This window comes from Brevibacillus brevis, assembly GCF_900637055.1.
GTDB classification, from domain to species: Bacteria; Bacillota; Bacilli; order Brevibacillales; family Brevibacillaceae; genus Brevibacillus; species Brevibacillus brevis.
Genome location: NZ_LR134338.1, coordinates 1,471,662 through 1,490,176 on the forward strand (window position 1 = coordinate 1,471,662; position 18,515 = coordinate 1,490,176).

Below are 18,515 nucleotides of genomic sequence, written 5' to 3' on the forward strand. Positions count from 1 at the left end.
CGGTTTGGTGAGTCTGTTAATCATTTTGTTTAAACTTGGTTTACAATCCCAACAACAAGATCGTACAATACAACCATCAAACCAAACACTAAATAATTCAAACACTTGATAAAATGATAAACTTTCAAAGCTCTTTCCAACTTGTTTTATGAGTAGGAATGAGCTTTTTTTGCATGTTCAAAATCAAAGGAGGAAAAGGAAAATGGCGAAACAAGCACAAAAAGTAGAGGAAACATTGGGTTTGATTGCTCAGGTCCAAGCAGAGTATCGGCTTTCAGAGTTACGGATACGGCGTATGCTAATGCGTATTCAGCAGGAGGAACAGAAGGACAAGTCTGACCCTGCTGAAATCAGAGCGATGGAAGATGCGATCACCAAAGTGCAGATGAATGTTGCGGCACTTATTCGGGAGAACGGCAAGCTCAGGGATATGCAGAAGCAGAAAAGTGATGGCTCGTTAGACCAGTTGGTCGAGATACTGCAACAAGCGAGAAGCAAGTTTCAAGGATGAAGACAGGAGCAGACAGAGCACACGCTTTGTTTCGCTCCTTTTTACTACCGCAGAAGGCGTGGCATCTAAAAATGAATGTAAAAATGTCTTACCACGATCACGGTTAACGAGCGGCAAAAAGGATAAAGAGGGTTGTAAATGCCTTCCGTAAGGTCGTATGGTGTTACAAAAAACAGGAGGCATTTACATGAAGGAAACGAAGGTCAAGAAATGGGTAGGCTATGTGCGTATCTCCTCGGACAGTCAGATGGAGAACACATCAATCAGTGAACAGGTAAGGCAGATTGAAGCGTTTTGCGTGAGTCAGGGCTGGCAACTGGCAGCGATCTTCAAGGACGAAGGTATTAGCGGCAATACCAAGGAACGGGCAGGCTATCAGGAAATGCTACGATACATTCAAGAGTCGGAGAATGAAATTAGCGGCATTGTCGTCACGAAGGCAGACCGAATTCATAGACGGTTGACCATCTGCTGGATTTGATTGAGGAAGAGCTGGAGCCAAACGGAATGGCTTTCATTAGCGTCACTGAACGTATGGACACTTCTACTCCACAAGGTATGATCTTCCTGCAGATGATTGGAGGCTTTGCGGAGTTTGAACGGAAGATTATTAACGAGCGCACGAAAAGCGGACGGATTGCCACCGCTAGAAAGAATCTATACGCTGGCGGCGGTGTTCCTTACGGCTACAGATTACTGAACGGAAAAGTGGTTCAGGATGAGCAACAAGCCAGCACCGTAAAGTGCATCTTTCGAGAATATGTGGAGGGAACGAACCCTTACCGCATCGCCAAGCTGTTAAACAAAGCCGGAATTCCAACCAAAACAGGCAAGGCATGGACGGTCGTTCAAGTGCAGAATGTACTAGGTAACGAAACTTATACGGGCTACAATACCTATAACGGGCAAAAAGAGCAGAATGGCATTAGACAAAAAGACGTATTCCCACGAATCATTAGCCGTCAGTTGTGGAACAAGGCAAGACAGGTTAGCTAATCACCACGTAAACATTGGGAGGTTGGATAAATGAGCGAATACAAAGAACGGATGATGATGTGTTCAGAAGACTACGACGAAATGATTGACATGGCATTAGCTATGAATGACAAGGAATGGTTTGAGGAATTGGTCAAAATGCAAAAGCGGTTACGTGAGCTAGAGATTGAGATGCGCCGCGAATTAGGCGTACTAGACTAAGATACGAGCATACTTCACAGCAGACCAACGAGAACAGGGCGAGATGACGTTCTCATGTAGGATTACCACAAATGACACCGGAGAAGGGAGAAACAAACGAGATCGCCCCTGCTCCCAGGGTCATACGTTTGTGTCATACGTTATTGTTGACTCCAAGAAAAGCATGTGTCATAATCTCCCTACAGTATCCCATTGTGTTTCAGCGGATATTGCTAACTTGGTAAACTTCAACTCTTAAAGCACTTGATTGCCTGTAATGGGCGACAAGTGCCTTTTTGCGTTTAACGGGCTGAAAACGGACTACGCCCGATAATTACTTAATTAGTCGAGTAAGTGTACATTTTTACAATCGCTGAAGCCAAAAAGCGTATAAGAACGGGAGTGTAGCGTGTGATGGAGGCAGCCGTATCTATCGACAAATTTGTGATGGAGTACAAGGATGTGCCGCTTTCCGTATATTACGGGTTGATGAGAGGCGGCGATGATCGGTTATCAAACAAAAGAAACGGTGTATTGGGGCGAATACTGCTACGAGTTGCATATACGGAACGCGAACAGAGATTACCTGCATGTATTTTACAAGAATTTTAGGGAGACGGTGGGACATTTACATACTTTGCGGCTAGAGACACGCCTCGAACATTACTTGCAGTTTCATGAGTTGCTGGAACCGATACGTAATGTTGCGAGCAGTATGTATTTTGTTAGCTGTGATGTGGCGTATGATGTGCGTACCCCATTGGAACATGTGATGGTGATTCCAATGCATGGAAGGAGAAAAATGACTCATGAAGGAACAACGAGGTATTTCGGATTGCCGCATCAGCGCAAGACAAACGGATATTGCCGCATTTACGATAAAAGGCTGGAGCTATGGGAAAGGCAAAAGATCATGCTTGATCACGAGTTGAGCCGCATTGAAATTGTATACAAACCAGACCAGAAAATACTGCTGACGGATGTGAACGTGCATCCACCAGAGCAGAACAAACAATATTTTGCAGCAGTGGTGCCAGATTGGAGCGAACTCCCTAAAAGACGGCTAGAACAGATTCGCAATTTGAGGGACGGAGTAGATATGTATGATCGCCGTATACGAACAGCGGTAAAAGAAACCCTTGCCGCCCAGTATCACGTAGATTTCAACCGGTTAGCAAGGGAACAATGGGAATCGCTAGTTGAAGTACCTTGTACGGCATTGCTGGGGGCAGCGTAGACCGCAGATTCAACAGCGACAGGTGTAATGATTTCGCATATACAGTATACGATCTTCCTACAGACGAAAACGACAATGAAATACGGGTTGTTCAGATTTTGGAGAATATCGTATACTACGCATCACTGTTTCTTGTAGGTGTACAGGAGGGTTGAAAAATAATTTTTCTCGGCGCTTAAAAAACAGCAAGATTTTGATATATGTCCATCAGACGATGCAGAAGGAAAGCATGGATTGGCTAGCGTCCCGTTGCGGGCTGCGTTAGCAGCTAACGCTTGAACTGAGGTTGCCGACGTGTTTTCATCAAGCATTGTACTTGCTGGATCGAAGGAAGGATGACATGCATTACAAAGCGAAGCATATTTATATTGGCATTGACTTACATAAGAAAACTCATACAGCGGTGGTGGTCAATTGCTGGCACGAGAAACTGGGTGAGGTTACATTTGAAAACAAACCATCGGCATTCCTAGAACTGATTGCATTTGTGAAGCAGTTTAAGAAGCGTGGAATTACGCCGATCTATGGATTAGAAGACGTAGGCGGCTATGGTCGTGCGCTGGCGGTGTACTTGCTAGAGCAGAAGCAACAGGTAAAAGAGGTCAACTCTGCCCTATCGTATGCCGAACGCAAGAGCAATCCCATCGTGCAAAAGAGCGATAGCTGGGATGCGGAATGTGTAGCAAAAATCCTGCTAAACAAGCTAGACATATTGCCCGACGCAAACCCGTAGGACGTATACTGGACGATTGGTCAATTGGTGACGAGGAGGAATGGCTTGATTAAGGCATTGACCTCCCTTAAAAACCAATTGCACATGCAGCTCAGTTACCACTATCCAAGCTACAAAAAGTTTTTTAGCGAGCTGGATGGCAAATGTGCATTAGCATTTTGGCACAAGTACCCATCGCCTTATTTGTTGAAAGACGAGACGGCAGAAACGCTGGCTCATTTTCTGCGGTTGACCAGCAACAACGCCTGTTCAACACGGAAAGCAGAGCAATTACTAACGTGGATTCAGGCAGATGGCGATACCACCCGAACGTATCAGGAGCAGCGTGACTTCCTCATTCGGAGCCATGTCCGAGACATCCGGTTCAACAAGAGGGAAATCGCCCGAGTGGAAGGCGAATTAGATAATATGATGAAGCAACTCGATCTTCAATTGGAGACGATGCCAGGTATAGATTTGGTCACATCTTCCGCATTGGTAGCTGAAATAGGTGATATACACCGATTTGCTAGTGCAGATAAGCTGGCTCGTTTTGCTGGAATTGCCCCTGTAAAAATTGGTTCAGGCGGTAAGCATGTCAATCTGAAAAGCAGACAGGGGAATCGAGTACTGCATGGACTGTTTTACAACCTTGCTGTTCAACAAGTTCAAGTTTCAAAAGGCAGCAAGAAGCCGCGCAATCCCCTGTTCTACGAATACTTCAACCGTAAGAAAGAAGAAGGTAAAACGCCAACACAAGCCTTGGTTTGTGTAATGCGGCGGTTAGTTAACATTATCTACGGCATGATGAAGCACAAGACAGCGTTCCGTCTCTCCGAACAAACTGAACAACAGGCAAGCTAATAGGTGGTATCGCTAGTATTCTAGCAACCACCGTTACTTTTCAATAGTTTAGCTTTACAACATAGGGGATGGGTAATGGTACTAATATTCCACCTGCCTTCAAGCAAACTAAATTTGCCAGTTCATATGAAGCTAGATATAATCAAACACCTTCACCTGATTATCTAAAAGTTGGTTTTGAAGGAACAAGGGGTGAATCTCTATGTACTCTTAAGCCGCCGCCAGACCCTCAATTGAAAAGAATATTAGATGAAGCCGGTATTGATGGTATACAATATAAAAATGCTGTTCCCGATTTTTCACCAGTGGCAAAAGCACAAGTAGAAATTGAGTATATGCTCGGTGGAAAGGGGACTTATGGAGGGAAAGCTAGACGAGAAAATTTTATTCAATCAGACCAAAAATTAGCCGAACAACTAAATAATTCTCCTGAATTAGCACGTCAATTCGGGATGGAGTCTGGTAGAATTAGTGCTAAAGATGTAAAGGTTTATCGAGAAAAAAACAAATTAACATGGCATGAACTAAATGACGTCAAAACAATGCAACTTGTACCAACAAATATAAACAGTACATTTGGGCATCTTGGTGGTGTGGGGGAGATTAATGCAGGGGCATTTGAACCTGGAGGATTTGCCAATAAACAAAAATAGGAGATAATAAAATGACAAAAAACGATCCGATTTTTGGTGAACTTGAGTATAAATATAGTTGGTCTAAGGATACCCATATTCATTTTTTGGGAAAAGAAACTGAGATTGCATTGATGATTGATGGTGAAGAAGATGGCGAGTTTGATGAAGAACAATATACGGCATATCAATCTTTAATGCAAGATTGGGAGCAATTGCAACAAAGCTTCTTACAACCAATTTTAGACTATTACCAACAAAAGCGACATGAACTCGGTTATGATATTGCATTTAATGAGAATTATCCCTTAGTTGAAACAACCGACCAACTTCTTGAGATGATTACTTTGGATGGAATTGTTGTTCCATATGGAGATATTAGAGAAGGCCGAGATATTGGAATACTTTTTAATTGTACATGGGATCAGGAAAATGGCCTGGGACTCCGTTTGTTGAATGAAGAGGTGATTGAAGTAGGGTATCAGGATGTTGCGATTTGAATGCTTGGGTATACGGGCTACCTAATGCCGAATAAACCCATTATTTAACCGAGACATATAGCTACTACATAAAATACAGAAAAATATTCTGACAGCAGGGAGAATACAATATAACCAGCAAACCAAACAATTTGACAAACACTTGATAAACTTTCAAAGGCTTATTCCAACTCGAACGATGAGAGGAATGAGCCTGTTTTGTATGGGATGGAGGGCATCATCGTCCTAGGGATGGGAAGGAAGAACGGGAGAGAGAAGAGAACAAGAGCAGAGGGATACTGAGGGGACGGGTAAAAGTGATGCGGATGTAAGTGAAGTTAAACCAAAACCATTAGTAGGCGAAGGGGAACAGTTTACAAATGGACGAAAAAATAAATTGAAGCCTAATATTAGGTATAAAACTGGAGAATAGGATTATTTTTATGAAACAGATAGCCTAGGTAGGATTGGTAAGTTTGAAATGGATAATTTACAATTAACAAAGAGAACAGAAAGATTGTCACACAGCAAAAATACACCGGGTAAAAATGTAGGACATTTGGCAGGTGATAGATTTGGAGGCTCACCTAAAATTGACAATTTGGTTTCACAATTATCAGAGGTTAATCAGAAGAAATATAAGAAAATCGAAAATAAATGGGCTGCGGCTTTGAAAGAAGAACCTCCCAAAAAAGTAACAGTTGATGTTGAAATAGTTTACTCTGGTAATAATATGCGTCCGGACAAATTTATTGTTAACTACACTATTGATGGTAAAGCAGCTAGTGCAAAATTTAAAAATTTTTAAAAGGAGAGGAATGTAGTTATGAAAGGATTTGAAGAAAGGTTTAGTGAATTGCAAGCAGATATGATATCTATATGTATGGAATATGTGGGAGATAGGGCCAATAAAGTATATGTTTATGCTTCATGTGAAGAAGATATGATATCGAGTAGTTTCTTTTATTTAATTAATAATAAATATGTAGAGTGTCATAAGTTGAATGATGTATTGGAGGATGGGGACGAAAGTTATGATGTTTCTACAGAAAGACAGTTTATGGTATTAAATATTATCAATGATAATATAGAAAAAATCGAAGAATTGTGCAAAGAATTTGAAAAAGACATGCCAACTGAGATGAAATTAATATATGATGCTACGAGTGGCAAGTTTCAAGCTGAATACAAGTATGATTTAGTGCACACAAATGATGATATAAAAACGGCTGATGACTTTGCTGATGAATGGTTTGAAGAGATAAAAAGTAAATCTCTTTAATGGCTCAACTTAGAAGGCTTGGGTCTCCCAGTCTGTCAAAAATTTTGAGTATAAATGGCTTACAAGCCTAACAACAAGATCGTACAAAACCGACAAACCAAACACTAAAAAACATGAAAAACACGTTTATAAACTTTGAAAGGCGTATTCCAACTTGCCATACGAGGAGGAGTAAGCTTTTTTGTTCATGTCAATTTTGTCCTTTCACAAAAGATAAACAGTTCTAATCGACACCTTTGGTGGATTGGGTAGATAAACGTAGCAGCGTTTAAGCCGGGGGATTTGCCAATAAGTCGTCTGTACCTTGAGGATTCGTAAATAAAAAGAAATAAATAAAACGAAATTTAAAAAGGAGATTTTAAAATGACAATAAATGATGCAGTTTTTGGCGAACTCGAATACAATTATGCATGGTTTAAGGATACTACTATTGAATTTTGTGGAGAAGAAGTTGAGATTGCATTAATGATAAGTGGTGAACAAGATGGTAAATTTTCCGAAAAACAATATGCAGCGTATCACTCATTGATTCAAAGTTGGGAGCAACTTCAACAAAGTATTTTACAACCAATTCTAGATTATTACGAGCAGAATTATGATGCAGGACTTAACGAGAATTACCCTTTAATTGAAACAGCCGAGCAGCTACTTGATTATATAAGTTTAGTAGGAATATCTATTCCCTTTGCGAAAGGTTTGGAAGGCAGATACATCGGTTTAACTTTCGACTGCACATGGGACGAAGAAAATGGGTTAGGTTTACTACTAATAAATGAAGAAGTAGCCAGAGTAGGATATCAGGATGTTGCGATGTAAGTAATTTAGGATAGAGGTTCGTCGTGAATTAAGTGTAAACCCGTGTAATCCCCAAAAAACATGAATGTACAATACAATCAATTTACAAATAAGAAACACCATGATTAGTTAACTTTCAAAGGCTGATTCCATCTTTCAACAATGATGGAATCAGCCTTTTTTACATGTTCAAAATCAAATGAGCGATTGCTCACCCCCCGCATTATCAGGAAGGCTGGACGAGGCCGTCATCCAGTTCGACATCAAGCAAAAGAAAGAGAACGACTACCTGGATTTTCTCGACAGACCCATCCCGCTTTATTCCAACCGCTTAAAGACAATCATCCACAAGTTCGCACCGAAGCTGTTCGTCAAATCTGTCGTACTGGTGGACATGGAAAGGATCAAGCAGGACTTGTACTGGCTGATGATCCTGCCGCGTATGAACTGCCTGTCAGAGAAAAGCGAGTTTCACAAGGACGGCTCACTCAAGAGGCTGGTTCTCGATCCAGAAAAGATTGGACGCCACACGATTTTTCAAGTCGAAGGCATTCGTGAACCGTATATCATCATCGATTTGCGGCTGGCGGAAGCCTTGCTGCGCAGGGACTTTTTCGGTATCCGCTTGAAAAAAGCAGAGCAAGCAGGGAGGAGAATGAGTCATGCCCATGATTGAAGATGTCGATGTAGTGCCGTCGTCCGCTCCGAAGAAAAGCTACGTTGTGGCAGGTGCGATTCTCACGTGCGACTACGGGAGCCAGAAGAACAAGCTGAAAACACCGTTTAGTCATGGCGTGTACATTCGCAATCAGGCACAAATGAACGTGAATGACTATATACCGCAAGTAAATATCATGCCGTTTGGCAAATGCAAATGCGAGAAAAATCCAACCGTCGCAGCTGCTACTGCTGCCAACAACGGTGTACTCAAGCCGATGCCATGCGTTCCTGTGGTCACCATGCCCTGGATCGATGGCAAGGCAGATGTACTCGTGGAAAATCATCCCGCCCTGTTAAACACCAGCACGAACATGTGCATCTATGGAGGCTGCATTCGCATCGAAGACGACGGACAGGAGCAATCGTGAGGGGGATTGTATGAATACGACAGAGAAGCTGGCTGGATACGAGAATATTCAGTTGGTCTCACCCTTTGAAATCCAAAGCCTGCAGGATGTCAGAATCGTGAAGAAAGTCAATGAGCACGCTAGACTGTTCGTCACCGCAATCATCCCGGAGGAAAAAAGCGACCGTTACATTGAGATGGCGACGAGTGAGGATACAGTCGCGCTGAATTTGGTGGAAAACGGTTCGCTTACGAAGACACTGTTCAAAGGACTCGTGGATTCCGTCAGTGTGAATTTTGTTCACGGCGTGTATCATTTGGAGCTGGAAGCGGTCTCGCACACGCAGCGAATGGACGGACAGCGCAAGATGCGCTCTTTTCAGCATAAACAAATGACGTATGCCAGTCTGCTGGATGAAATCACGAAGGACTATCCCGGCTCGGATTATTTGGACCATGCTTCGAACGGAGCGCCGCTCGGGACCATTGCCATCCAGTATCAGGAGACAGACTGGCAATTTTTAAAGCGACTGGCCTCCCGCTTTGGTTCCATTCTCGTCGCTGAAGCCGTCGCGGATACGCCCAAGTTCTGGTTCGGCTTGCCCGAGGGACGCACTGCTCAACTGACAGACGCCAGCTACACCATCAGCAAAAGGCTGTCTCCCTATATGGAAACGACCGAAAACGGCTACGCGGCAGGTATGTCGGAAAACGATTTTCTCACCTATGAAGTGGAAAGCGGACAGGTCCTCCAGCTCGGAGACCGGGTGAACTACCAGGGCAAAGAGCTGGTCGTCGCCGGGTCAACAACGAGGATCGACCATGCCCTTCTCATTCACACCTATCAGCTCATGCCCGAAGCAGGCGTCCGTCAAAACCCTATTCGCAACGACGACATCTGCGGCGCCGCGTTGGAAGGCAAGATCATCGACATCCAGAAGGATACCGTCAAAATTCACCTCGACATTGATCCGAAGCAGCCCAAGGCAGAGGCGAGCTGGTTCCCGTATGCCACGGTCTACTCGGCAGAGGGCAACAGCGGCTTTCACTGCATGCCGCAAATGGGCGACTCCGTGAAGCTCTACTTCTCCACGCCAGACGAAGAAGGAGCCATGGCGGTCAGCTCTGTGCGGAAAGGTGGAGGCAGCACGGCGAAAACGGGCAATCCCGGCATCAAGTACTGGGGAACCAACTTCGGCAAAGAGCTGATGATGGGCGGCAAGGAACTCGTTCTTACTGCGAAGGAGAGCAAGGAAGGCAATATTTTTATCAAGCTGCATGAAGAGGACGGCATCGAGATTCACAGCATGCATCCCATTGTTTTTACTTCGGAAAAGGATATGGAGATTACGTCAGATACGAAAGTTGAGATCAAGGCCAAGGAAGCGATCTACCTCATGTGCAGCACCAGCAGCATGATTTTGGACGGGGAAGTCGATCTTCAAGCACCAAAGATTGAGATGGTCGGGCTGACGAAGGCTCCTGTGGTTGTGGAGGATTTGCCGCAGGAGGAGGAAGAGGAAGAAGTCGTTGAGGAGGAGCAGGAAGAAGAGAAGTCTGGATGGGGCTTCCTCGATAGCTTACAGCTTGGACTCGATATCGTAGGGATGATCCCTGTCATCGGGGAAGTGGCAGACGTCGTCAATGCGGGGATATCTGTCGCACGTGGCGATTATGCTGGTGCCGCTATGTCCCTTGCAGCCGCGATTCCAGGTGCGGGTACGGCAGTGACTGCGGCAAAGCTGACGACGAAAGCAGTGAAGGCAACCAAAGCAATGTCCAAGGCAACGAAAGCGGTCAAGGCAGCGGACAAAGCACTGGGTGTATCGAAAGCGGTCAAGGCGACGGCCAATGCAGCAAGCGCAGTGAAAGGCAAGGTCGTTACTGCTGCGCGGAACATTCAGGAGAGTATGGACAAGCTTGCCGCTGTGCAGAAGCTGAAGAAGAGCATGGTCGGCAAGTTCATGCAGAAGCCTGTTGTGAAAGAAGTGTTCAAGGAAGCCGGATCTGAGGCATTAGATTATGCGACGGACGGTGTCTTCTCGACCGTAACGGGAATGGCCTGGGCTCGGAAAAGAATCAAAGGGAAGCACAAGAAACCAGGCAAGGTAAGAAAGATGAACGTCAAAAAAGTAAAACCGAAAAGCTGCATCAAAGACCCGATCCATGGCGGCACCGGAGCGCAGTTTATCGTTCATCCTGCCCTCAAGCTGTATGGCGCCGAGACGTGGACGTTTGAACTGCATTACAACTCCCTGCTTTTGCAAGAGGGAGCACTGGGCAAAGCATGGACACACAATTATGAAATGCGCCTGGAATTCCTGGATGAGACACGCGAAGAAATTACAGTGTGGTGGAATACTGGCCGCGCCAATACCTTTACTCGCGTTCAGGACGGCTTATACCGGTCCAGTGATGCGGACGTCTTTTTTGACGAACTGCGAGAAAGACAAGACGGCTATACGCTGTGGGTCAAGGAAACGAGAGAGACGTACGATTTTGCCAGAAATGGACAAGCACTTCGCCATACGGTGGCTGCCGGAATGTCGCTGCTCTTCAGCTATGACCAGCATGGCAGGCTGAATCGCTTGACAGAAGAGCGGAGTCGTCGAGCGTTTTCACTGGAGTATGGGGTGGATGGCTTGGTTTCGGCATTGTCTGATGGGACTCGTTCCCTTCGCTTTTCGTATGATGCCGACCGCAGGATGATTCGCTATACCAATCCGAATGGTGTTGTCACTGACCTGTCTTATACAGGAAATGACCAACTGGAATCTCTGGCATCAGATGGTGTCATCGTCTACACGAATACGTTTGACGAAGAAGGGCGCATCATCTGCCAGACAGACGCGGCAGGCATCCCTGGTTATATTCACTACGATACCGAGAGCCGCCCTGGCATGATGGTCACGACCTTTACAGACGGCAATGGGCATGTCGAGATCATGATCCATGACGACAATGGCCAGTTGCTGGAGAAGACTGAGAAGGATGGAACGGTCACCAAATACTCCTACAATGAGTGGGGCCAAACGGCTTCTGAAACAAACGGAGCGGGTGAGACAACCACTTATACGTACGACCATCGCGGGAATCTGGTAAAAGAGACAGATCCTCTTGGCAATACAACGACGTATACGTACAACGAAAATGACCTACTGACAGCTGAAGAAGACGCGGAAGGCGGAGTCACGACTTACGCCTATGATGAACACGAGCGGCTGGTCAGCATTACACGACCAGACGGCTGCACCTCTTCCATCGGGTATAACGAGCACGGGCAAAGAAGCACTTATATTGATTTTACAGGAGCAAAAACCACTTATCATTACGATGGACAGGGAATGCTTGTTTCCGCTCAAGACCCAGAAGGGCGTATCTTCCGTGTTGGCTTCGACCCTACAGGCAGGATGACAACCTTTACAGATGCTTTTGGGGGTTCGCTGCGTCAGGTATTCGATGCCAACGATAATCTTGTAGGTGTCATAGATCCTCTCGGAAGGATGCATTCCTTCACCTACGATACACAGGATTGTCGAGTAGAGGAGACTACGGCTAGCGGAGCATCGACGAAGATCGGGTACACGATTACAGAAAAAGTAGAATCCATAACGAATGCATATGGTGAAACAACTCGTTATGAGTATGACAAGGAATGGCAGATCGTTGGTGTCGTAGACCCAACCGGGGAGAAGACCAGTCTCGAACGCGATGCCATGGGCAGAGTGACGTCTGTCACCGATCCTTTGGGGAATACCCAGCGCTATGAATACGATGCGGCGGGACGTTTACTAGCCGTCTATGATGCAACCGGACAGAAGGTGAGCGGGCTCACCTATGATGGCGCAGGAAACATTCTTGCTCATATAGACGGACTCGGACGATCAACCCAATACCAATTTAACAAGCTCCATCAAGTTATTGCCACAACGAATGCGGCTGGACAGAAAACCAAGTTCTCCTATGATGCAGCCGCACGTCTGACAGAGGTATTGGAAAATGAAGCAGCCGTCTACAAGCAGCAATACGACGGAGAAGGCCGTCTAACGAGCTATACGGATGCCAATGGCAATGCCACCACCCTCTCCTACGATGCCAGTGGTTTGCTTTTAGCTGAACGCAATGCTACCGGAGAAGGAACGACCTACCGCTATGACAAGCGCGGATGGCTGACCGACAAGACAAATGCACGCGGTCAGGAAACGCACTACCGCTACGATGCAGCCGGACAGCTCATTGAGCAGCAAGACGAAGCGGGGACTGTTCGCAGGACTTTCGACGCCGAGGGTCGCGTGGTAAGTGTCAAAGAAGATGGAAAAGACACCAAGCGCCGTACCTACGATCTTTTGGGGCGAATCGCCTCCAGCACCGATCAGTATGGGAATACGCTCCAGTACACCTACGATGCGGGAGGCAGACTGGAAACGCTCATCTATCCAGATGGCAAGACGGTTCGCTATACCTACGATCTCGCAGGTCAATTGACCACGGTCACAGACTGGGCAGGTCGTGTCACAAGGTACACGTACGATGAAAATTACCGCCTCATTCGTACAGAGCGACCGAATGGCACGGTAGAGCAGCGTCACTATGACGCAGCTGGTCAGCTCCTGCGTCTTTGGGATCAGAATGCGCAAGGCGTCATGCTCCAGCAATATCGGTTTGTGTACAACGAGCTCGGGCAGATCATCCAAGAGGAAGAAAAGCAGTACACCTATGATGCTCTGCGGCGCCTGACGAGCGGAGCCATGGCAGGACGAAAGATTCTCTACACCTATGACCAGGGCGGGAATATTACCGCTATTGGGGATTCAGGTTCGAGTCTTGCTACGGCGATGACGTACGCCAAGGACAACCGACTGGACACCGTAGATGGTCAACAGGTTCAGTATGACGAGGACGGTAATCTTCTGCTGCTCCCGGGCAAGCAACAGCCAGAAACGTATGCGTATGATGCCCGCAATCGTCTTGTTCGTGCCGGACAAGCTCGCTACACCTATGATGCCGAATACGTCCGTACCTCGATGACTTGGAATGGAAAGACGACACGGTATGTGGTTGATCAAAACGCTGACCTGACTCAGGTTCTTATGGAGCTGGAGGAAAATGGAGCGGCCAAAGCGTATTATGTATATGGATTGGGGCTTATTGGTCGCGAGGATGCCCAAGGCGATTATTTGTCCTATCACGCGGATACGCGAGGCAGCACGACCCTGTTGACCGACGAGCATGGTCGAGTCACTGACCGTTATACCTACGGATTGTATGGGGAACTGGAAGCACATGAAGGCAGGACGAAACAGCCGTTTTGCTATAACGGCCGCGATGGAGTCATGACCGATCCGAATGGGTTGTACTACATGCGGGCGCGGTATTACCATCCGGGATTGAAGCGGTTCCTGAACCGAGATGTGCTCCAAGGGGATATGACGGACGGGCAGACGTCTAACCGTTTTGCTTATGTGAATGGGGATCCGATTGGGTTCATTGATCCGTTGGGGTTGATGAAGTGTGAACTAAGAAAACCAATTTTCGCAGATAACAATTTCTTGATTGCAGCTGCTGAAAAAGGTGACACTAGAGCTTTAGAAATTATTCGTGAAGGAAAAACTTATATTACACCAAACCAATTACATGAATTTCTCAATGTTCGTACGAAAAGTCAAAGAAAATTGCGTAAGTCATTTTTAAAACAAGAAGGTGTGGAAGTTTTTGGAGGCGCTAAGGCAAAAGCAATATCACAAACACCTGAATTCCGACAAGTCTTCCAAGCTGTTAAGTCCTCTCATGGTCGAGGAGATGCCGCAATTGGTGCATTTGCAAAGGCGACTGGTTACGAGGCATATACTTATGAGAGAAGACTATACAACCATTACAAACACACTGTACCCAAATTAGGAGTTCCTATACGTAACCCACAGAGAGAATAGGAGTTCGATATGTATAATCTGCTAATCATGAAAGAAAAATGCCCAAGATGCGGTGTAATCGTTGATACAGAAGCTGAATTTAAAATGGGCTTTATGAATGTGGATATCTACCACATTGGTGATGAATTAAGATGGGCGACAGGGCTGAGTAAAGCACCACACCAAAAAAGGCCTCCGGACGGAAACTCGACAGGCGAGGGTTATGTATGTTGTCCTAACTGCTCAAAAGATTTTTGGGTAAAGATCCAAGTTGAACATGATGTTATTGTACTTGCGGAAGTAGATCATATCAAAAAAGGTTATATAGAATAGTTATCCAATTTAGAACCCTTGTTTGGCTTGCGCTTATCGAGGGTTCTTCTGCTTGAGCTATTTAATAAAAACATTGTGTCTTGGAGGGAACTTTGAAAAATAATAAGTTAGAACAATTAATTGAAATGTATGGTATGGCAATTACTACTGCAGGGAAAAATTCTGCCTATGATGAAGTGCAAAAAAATCTTGAAGAACTTGGAAAAGAAGTTGAGTTATTGGATCATGATTATGTTGAGAGAGAAATATTGTCTTATATTAAGCACAATCTTGTAACAAAAAGTTGGAAAAACGCTCAACATTGGATTGGTGCAGCTTTAATTCACCCTTCTTCACGATATTTGGATTGCTTTTTGATGGTTTTAAGTGAAGAGGATCCTAATGCACCTCATTATTGGGTCCTTGATGTGATACAGTATATGCCTGAAAACATTTCTAATCTCGCACTGCCTGCGCTCAAAAAATTATCGGAACAAATAAATTCTTCATGGTCAGCTGCAGTAATCGAGAAATATTTTGAGACTGTTGTATGGAATGATGAGAATGCAGAAGATTTTATATCTACTTTAGTTACTTCAAATAATGAACTGGTAGCTTTTAGGGCTAAATATTGGATGGAGACCTTTGAAGTGGAGAGAAAAGAGGAAGAAGATTTAGTAGGTAAAGAAACAGATGATTAAGCATACATGAGATATCTGATGCCTAAAAATGCATATTCTGAAAGTCTGAATGAGAATCGGAAATTTGAATGAATGTTTTTGTCATGATCGGAGGAGTTTTGATTTAAAGACCCAAATGTCTTGGTGGAATTAATATCCACCGAGACATTTTTACTTAGAAAGAAGTATTTACTGTCTGTTGATAGACATATATGACTGGGGCTCATTGGTCGTGAGGATGCGCAAGGCGATTATTTGTCCTATCACGCGGATACGCGAGGCAGCACGACCCTGTTGACCGACGAGCATGGTCGAGTCACTGACCGTTATACCTACGGATTGTATGGAGAACTGGAAGCACATGAAGGCAGGACGAAACAGCCGTTTTGCTATAACGGCCGCGATGGAGTCATGACCGATCCGAATGGGTTGTACTACATGCGGGCCCGGTATTACCATCCGGGATTGAAGCGGTTCCTGAACCGAGATGTGCTCCAAGGGGATATGACGGACGGGCAGACGTTTAACCGTTTTGCTTATGTGAATGGGGATCCGATTGGGTTCATTGATCCGTTGGGGTTGATGAAGTGTCCTCCAAAAGATGTTGGAGAAGATGAACTGGTCACTGTCTATCGGGGAACAAGAGGCTATCTTGAAAAACAAGTATATGATGAAACTGGATACTTATTGAGTGATGCAACCCGAACGGCTTATTTGGAAACAGGTGACCTTGTTAAAGCTTATAAAGCTTCTCAAAGTACGCATGATGAATGGCTCAAGATATGGGATAATAATCTGGATGATTATATACAGGCTCATGGGGCATTTGGGACTGAATTACCCAAGGCTTTTAATTTGGATAGAACTTTGATGTTTGTGACTAAAGATGAAAAAATAGCTAAATACTTTGCGGACGGGGGAAGGGTATATGAAGCAAAAATTCCAAAATCTTAGCTGATACCGCAAACACTCCCTGGCTCTACTAAGAGTGAATATCTAATTAAATTTGGTGCAGGGGGCTTTAAACCTATATGAACCTAGAGCATGAATTCATTACTAGCCAAATAATCGATGGTCAACTTGTGTACATGTTAGACCCAAGAGCATTTGAGCTGTTAATAAACACCCCTATAATTGAAACCCAACCGATAGGGGCAATGGACATAGTTCGTCATATGATGGATTTTGTGAATAAATACCATACCTTTTCTCTTGCATTTTATCCTTTGGGGAAATTTAATAAGTGGGTGTTTTGTTTACTGTTTCAGACATCAGATAAGCTACAACGAGTGCAACTTGAGAACGTACAGTGTACGAATTGCAATTGGAGAGGGATTATTGCAAACTCAACATTTCCGGAGTTGTACTTAGGATGCCCAGATAGATGGGCTGCACTTGATGAAGCTTTTGAATCCCCAAAAGTAAATTGTCCTGCGTGCAACAACGGATTACCAAGATATGCCATATGGGCTAGTAGCTAAAGCTTTTTAAAGATATCCGGTGTTAAATAAACCTTGATTGGCTGCTTGCCTTTCAAGGTTTCATTTTTTGGATGGCTGATGACGAAAGAATTAACCATCCAACCAATAAAGAATTATTTGTCCTATCACGTGGATACGTGCGGCAGGATATATTTAATAATAATTTTACTAGTTTTGAAAGGATAGAAAAATGAATCAAGAACTAAGAGTACAAATAAAAAAGCTTATTGGCGGTGAAATAACAGATTTAGAATTTTGGGATTTGTTCAAGGAAAATATAGAAATAACTAGCTACTTTGACAAACTATTAGAAGTTACTTGTAGAGAAAAAAATAAAGATGACCTAGGATTACTATTTTATATTGGATTTACATTTGATTTGTTTGATGAAAGACATTTGGAAATGTTAAACCAGTTAATTACTGAAGCTTGGCATACGGCACATGAGGATATTGCTGGCTTGCTTCAATATTTTCAATCAAATTCATCGGTAGAAAGTCTTTATAAAGCAGCAATAACAAAATTTGAGTATCTTCATTACACAAATGCCCTTGCCGTAAAATGTATCTGGGCCCTAGGTGATATTAATACGCCAGAGTCTAAAGAGAAATTAGAACTCTTAAGTAAATCAAAGGAAAAAGAAATGAAAAAGAATGCCTTACACCAATTAAAAAGAATCTCCATAAAAAAGTAGTATAAAATAATTTATGAAATATTCGAAAAAGCGACAGGTGATAAATCTCCAAAAGTTAACGATTACAAGAGAAACAAGAACAATTAAAAACACTACACGTAGTAAGATGACTGGCTTACAAAGAAGAGCAATTCATATAATGAAAAGAAAAAATAGGATCAGGGGGAATAGCCTGATGGAAAAAATAATAGAATTTCTCACGTGGGCTGAAGAAAAAGGATGGGAAGTTAAAAAACGGATCGATCGTGAACTAACATTGACGAATGAAATCGTTAATCGATATCCAGTAATACCAGAACAATTTGTTCAATTTCTTAACCTGGTAGATATTTGTGTAGCAGCAGACGAAAAATCTTGGTTTCTATGTGTAAACGATTATAACCGAGAAGTAGAATTAGCGTTTAGTTGGGATGAGTTTGAGAAAATAAGTTTAGAATCGGCGTCCGACGATGAATCGTGGAAACAAGAGATTACAAAATTTTGGGACAGGTATTTGCCCATAGCTTTATCTGTAAGAAATGGTTATACCTTTTATGCAATAGATCTCGGGAGTGAATTTGGTTCAATCGTATGCGGTTCTGAACCCGAATTTGAAGAAGTTGAACAAATTGCATCTTCGTTAAATCAGTTTTTAGATAAAATCATGAAGAATAGCGTGAATTTTTCATCATTTTAATCGAGCAGT

General features: G+C 44.0%; 16 protein-coding genes and 3 pseudogenes. All 19 read left to right on the forward strand.

Translation table 11 applies throughout. The annotated features are described in order from the left end of the window. Positions 1-202: 202 nt before the first annotated feature. The 19 genes and pseudogenes from EL268_RS07720 (at position 203) to EL268_RS07805 (ending at position 18,506) form a co-directional block, all read left to right on the forward strand. Complete coding sequence (locus EL268_RS07720; protein ID WP_106657745.1) at positions 203-511, forward strand: hypothetical protein; 309 nt, start codon at positions 203-205, stop codon at positions 509-511. A gap of 247 nt (positions 512-758) precedes the next feature. After that, a pseudogene (locus EL268_RS33230) lies at positions 759-1,105 on the forward strand (recombinase family protein); the annotation flags it as partial. Continuing rightward, complete coding sequence (locus EL268_RS33235; RefSeq protein WP_232030525.1) at positions 1,085-1,507, forward strand: recombinase family protein; 423 nt, start codon at positions 1,085-1,087, stop codon at positions 1,505-1,507. The pseudogene EL268_RS33230 and the gene EL268_RS33235, both read left to right, overlap by 21 nt. A 30-nt stretch (positions 1,508-1,537) precedes the next feature. Next, on the forward strand, positions 1,538-1,708 hold the full coding sequence (locus EL268_RS07730; RefSeq protein ID WP_115984555.1) for an IDEAL domain-containing protein: 171 nt from the start codon (positions 1,538-1,540) through the stop codon (positions 1,706-1,708). Between the two features lie 481 nt (positions 1,709-2,189). After that, positions 2,190-2,924 carry a replication initiation protein gene (locus tag EL268_RS07735; protein WP_232030306.1) on the forward strand — a complete coding sequence of 245 codons (735 nt, stop codon included), beginning with the start codon at positions 2,190-2,192 and terminating at the stop codon, positions 2,922-2,924. 340 nt (positions 2,925-3,264) lie between these two features. Next, positions 3,265-4,500: pseudogene (locus EL268_RS07740) on the forward strand (IS110 family RNA-guided transposase). Positions 4,501-4,568: 68 nt separating this feature from the next. Then, positions 4,569-5,153: an HNH endonuclease gene (locus tag EL268_RS07745; protein WP_106657744.1), complete on the forward strand. Its 585-nt coding sequence runs from the start codon at positions 4,569-4,571 to the stop codon at positions 5,151-5,153. Positions 5,154-5,164: 11 nt separating this feature from the next. Beyond that, complete coding sequence (locus tag EL268_RS07750; protein WP_106657743.1) at positions 5,165-5,632, forward strand: DUF6985 domain-containing protein; 468 nt, start codon at positions 5,165-5,167, stop codon at positions 5,630-5,632. 427 nt (positions 5,633-6,059) lie between these two features. Next, a pseudogene (locus EL268_RS07755) lies at positions 6,060-6,419 on the forward strand (DNA/RNA non-specific endonuclease); the annotation flags it as partial. Positions 6,420-6,437: 18 nt separating this feature from the next. After that, on the forward strand, positions 6,438-6,893 hold the full coding sequence (locus EL268_RS07760) for an immunity protein YezG family protein (RefSeq protein WP_106657742.1): 456 nt from the start codon (positions 6,438-6,440) through the stop codon (positions 6,891-6,893). 363 nt (positions 6,894-7,256) lie between these two features. Further along, positions 7,257-7,709, forward strand: coding sequence for a DUF6985 domain-containing protein (locus tag EL268_RS07765; RefSeq protein WP_106657741.1), 453 nt, complete (start codon positions 7,257-7,259; stop codon positions 7,707-7,709). Positions 7,710-7,887: 178 nt separating this feature from the next. After that, positions 7,888-8,364, forward strand: coding sequence for a serine protease (locus EL268_RS07770; protein ID WP_232030308.1), 477 nt, complete (start codon positions 7,888-7,890; stop codon positions 8,362-8,364). After that, complete coding sequence (locus EL268_RS07775) at positions 8,351-8,776, forward strand: DUF4280 domain-containing protein (protein ID WP_126435411.1); 426 nt, start codon at positions 8,351-8,353, stop codon at positions 8,774-8,776. Before EL268_RS07770 ends, EL268_RS07775 begins: the two co-directional genes overlap by 14 nt. Before the next feature lie 10 nt (positions 8,777-8,786). Continuing rightward, the gene (locus tag EL268_RS07780) at positions 8,787-14,684 is read left to right on the forward strand and encodes an RHS repeat-associated core domain-containing protein (protein ID WP_232030309.1); all 5,898 of its coding nucleotides are present in this window, start codon (positions 8,787-8,789) and stop codon (positions 14,682-14,684) included. Positions 14,685-14,693: 9 nt separating this feature from the next. Then, positions 14,694-14,996, forward strand: a complete 303-nt coding sequence (locus EL268_RS07785; protein WP_106656937.1) for a hypothetical protein — start codon at positions 14,694-14,696, stop codon at positions 14,994-14,996. 92 nt (positions 14,997-15,088) lie between these two features. Beyond that, positions 15,089-15,676: a hypothetical protein gene (locus EL268_RS07790; RefSeq protein ID WP_232030310.1), complete on the forward strand. Its 588-nt coding sequence runs from the start codon at positions 15,089-15,091 to the stop codon at positions 15,674-15,676. 234 nt (positions 15,677-15,910) lie between these two features. Then, positions 15,911-16,609, forward strand: a complete 699-nt coding sequence (locus EL268_RS07795; RefSeq protein WP_164724446.1) for an RHS repeat-associated core domain-containing protein — start codon at positions 15,911-15,913, stop codon at positions 16,607-16,609. Between the two features lie 717 nt (positions 16,610-17,326). After that, positions 17,327-17,830: a hypothetical protein gene (locus EL268_RS07800; RefSeq protein ID WP_106656940.1), complete on the forward strand. Its 504-nt coding sequence runs from the start codon at positions 17,327-17,329 to the stop codon at positions 17,828-17,830. A 175-nt stretch (positions 17,831-18,005) separates the two neighbouring features. Beyond that, positions 18,006-18,506 carry an SMI1/KNR4 family protein gene (locus EL268_RS07805; protein ID WP_106656941.1) on the forward strand — a complete coding sequence of 167 codons (501 nt, stop codon included), beginning with the start codon at positions 18,006-18,008 and terminating at the stop codon, positions 18,504-18,506. The last annotated feature ends 9 nt before the right edge of the window (positions 18,507-18,515 follow it).

Coding starts and splice junctions, on each gene's coding strand:
- EL268_RS07720 (WP_106657745.1), top strand. CDS start 203: ATGGCGAAACAAGCACAAAAAGTAGAGGAAACATTGGGTTTGATTGCT.
- EL268_RS33235 (WP_232030525.1), top strand. CDS start 1,085: ATGATTGGAGGCTTTGCGGAGTTTGAACGGAAGATTATTAACGAGCGC.
- EL268_RS07730 (WP_115984555.1), top strand. CDS start 1,538: ATGAGCGAATACAAAGAACGGATGATGATGTGTTCAGAAGACTACGAC.
- EL268_RS07735 (WP_232030306.1), top strand. CDS start 2,190: ATGATCGGTTATCAAACAAAAGAAACGGTGTATTGGGGCGAATACTGC.
- EL268_RS07745 (WP_106657744.1), top strand. CDS start 4,569: ATGGGTAATGGTACTAATATTCCACCTGCCTTCAAGCAAACTAAATTT.
- EL268_RS07750 (WP_106657743.1), top strand. CDS start 5,165: ATGACAAAAAACGATCCGATTTTTGGTGAACTTGAGTATAAATATAGT.
- EL268_RS07760 (WP_106657742.1), top strand. CDS start 6,438: ATGAAAGGATTTGAAGAAAGGTTTAGTGAATTGCAAGCAGATATGATA.
- EL268_RS07765 (WP_106657741.1), top strand. CDS start 7,257: ATGACAATAAATGATGCAGTTTTTGGCGAACTCGAATACAATTATGCA.
- EL268_RS07770 (WP_232030308.1), top strand. CDS start 7,888: ATGAGCGATTGCTCACCCCCCGCATTATCAGGAAGGCTGGACGAGGCC.
- EL268_RS07775 (WP_126435411.1), top strand. CDS start 8,351: ATGCCCATGATTGAAGATGTCGATGTAGTGCCGTCGTCCGCTCCGAAG.
- EL268_RS07780 (WP_232030309.1), top strand. CDS start 8,787: ATGAATACGACAGAGAAGCTGGCTGGATACGAGAATATTCAGTTGGTC.
- EL268_RS07785 (WP_106656937.1), top strand. CDS start 14,694: ATGTATAATCTGCTAATCATGAAAGAAAAATGCCCAAGATGCGGTGTA.
- EL268_RS07800 (WP_106656940.1), top strand. CDS start 17,327: ATGAATCAAGAACTAAGAGTACAAATAAAAAAGCTTATTGGCGGTGAA.
- EL268_RS07805 (WP_106656941.1), top strand. CDS start 18,006: ATGGAAAAAATAATAGAATTTCTCACGTGGGCTGAAGAAAAAGGATGG.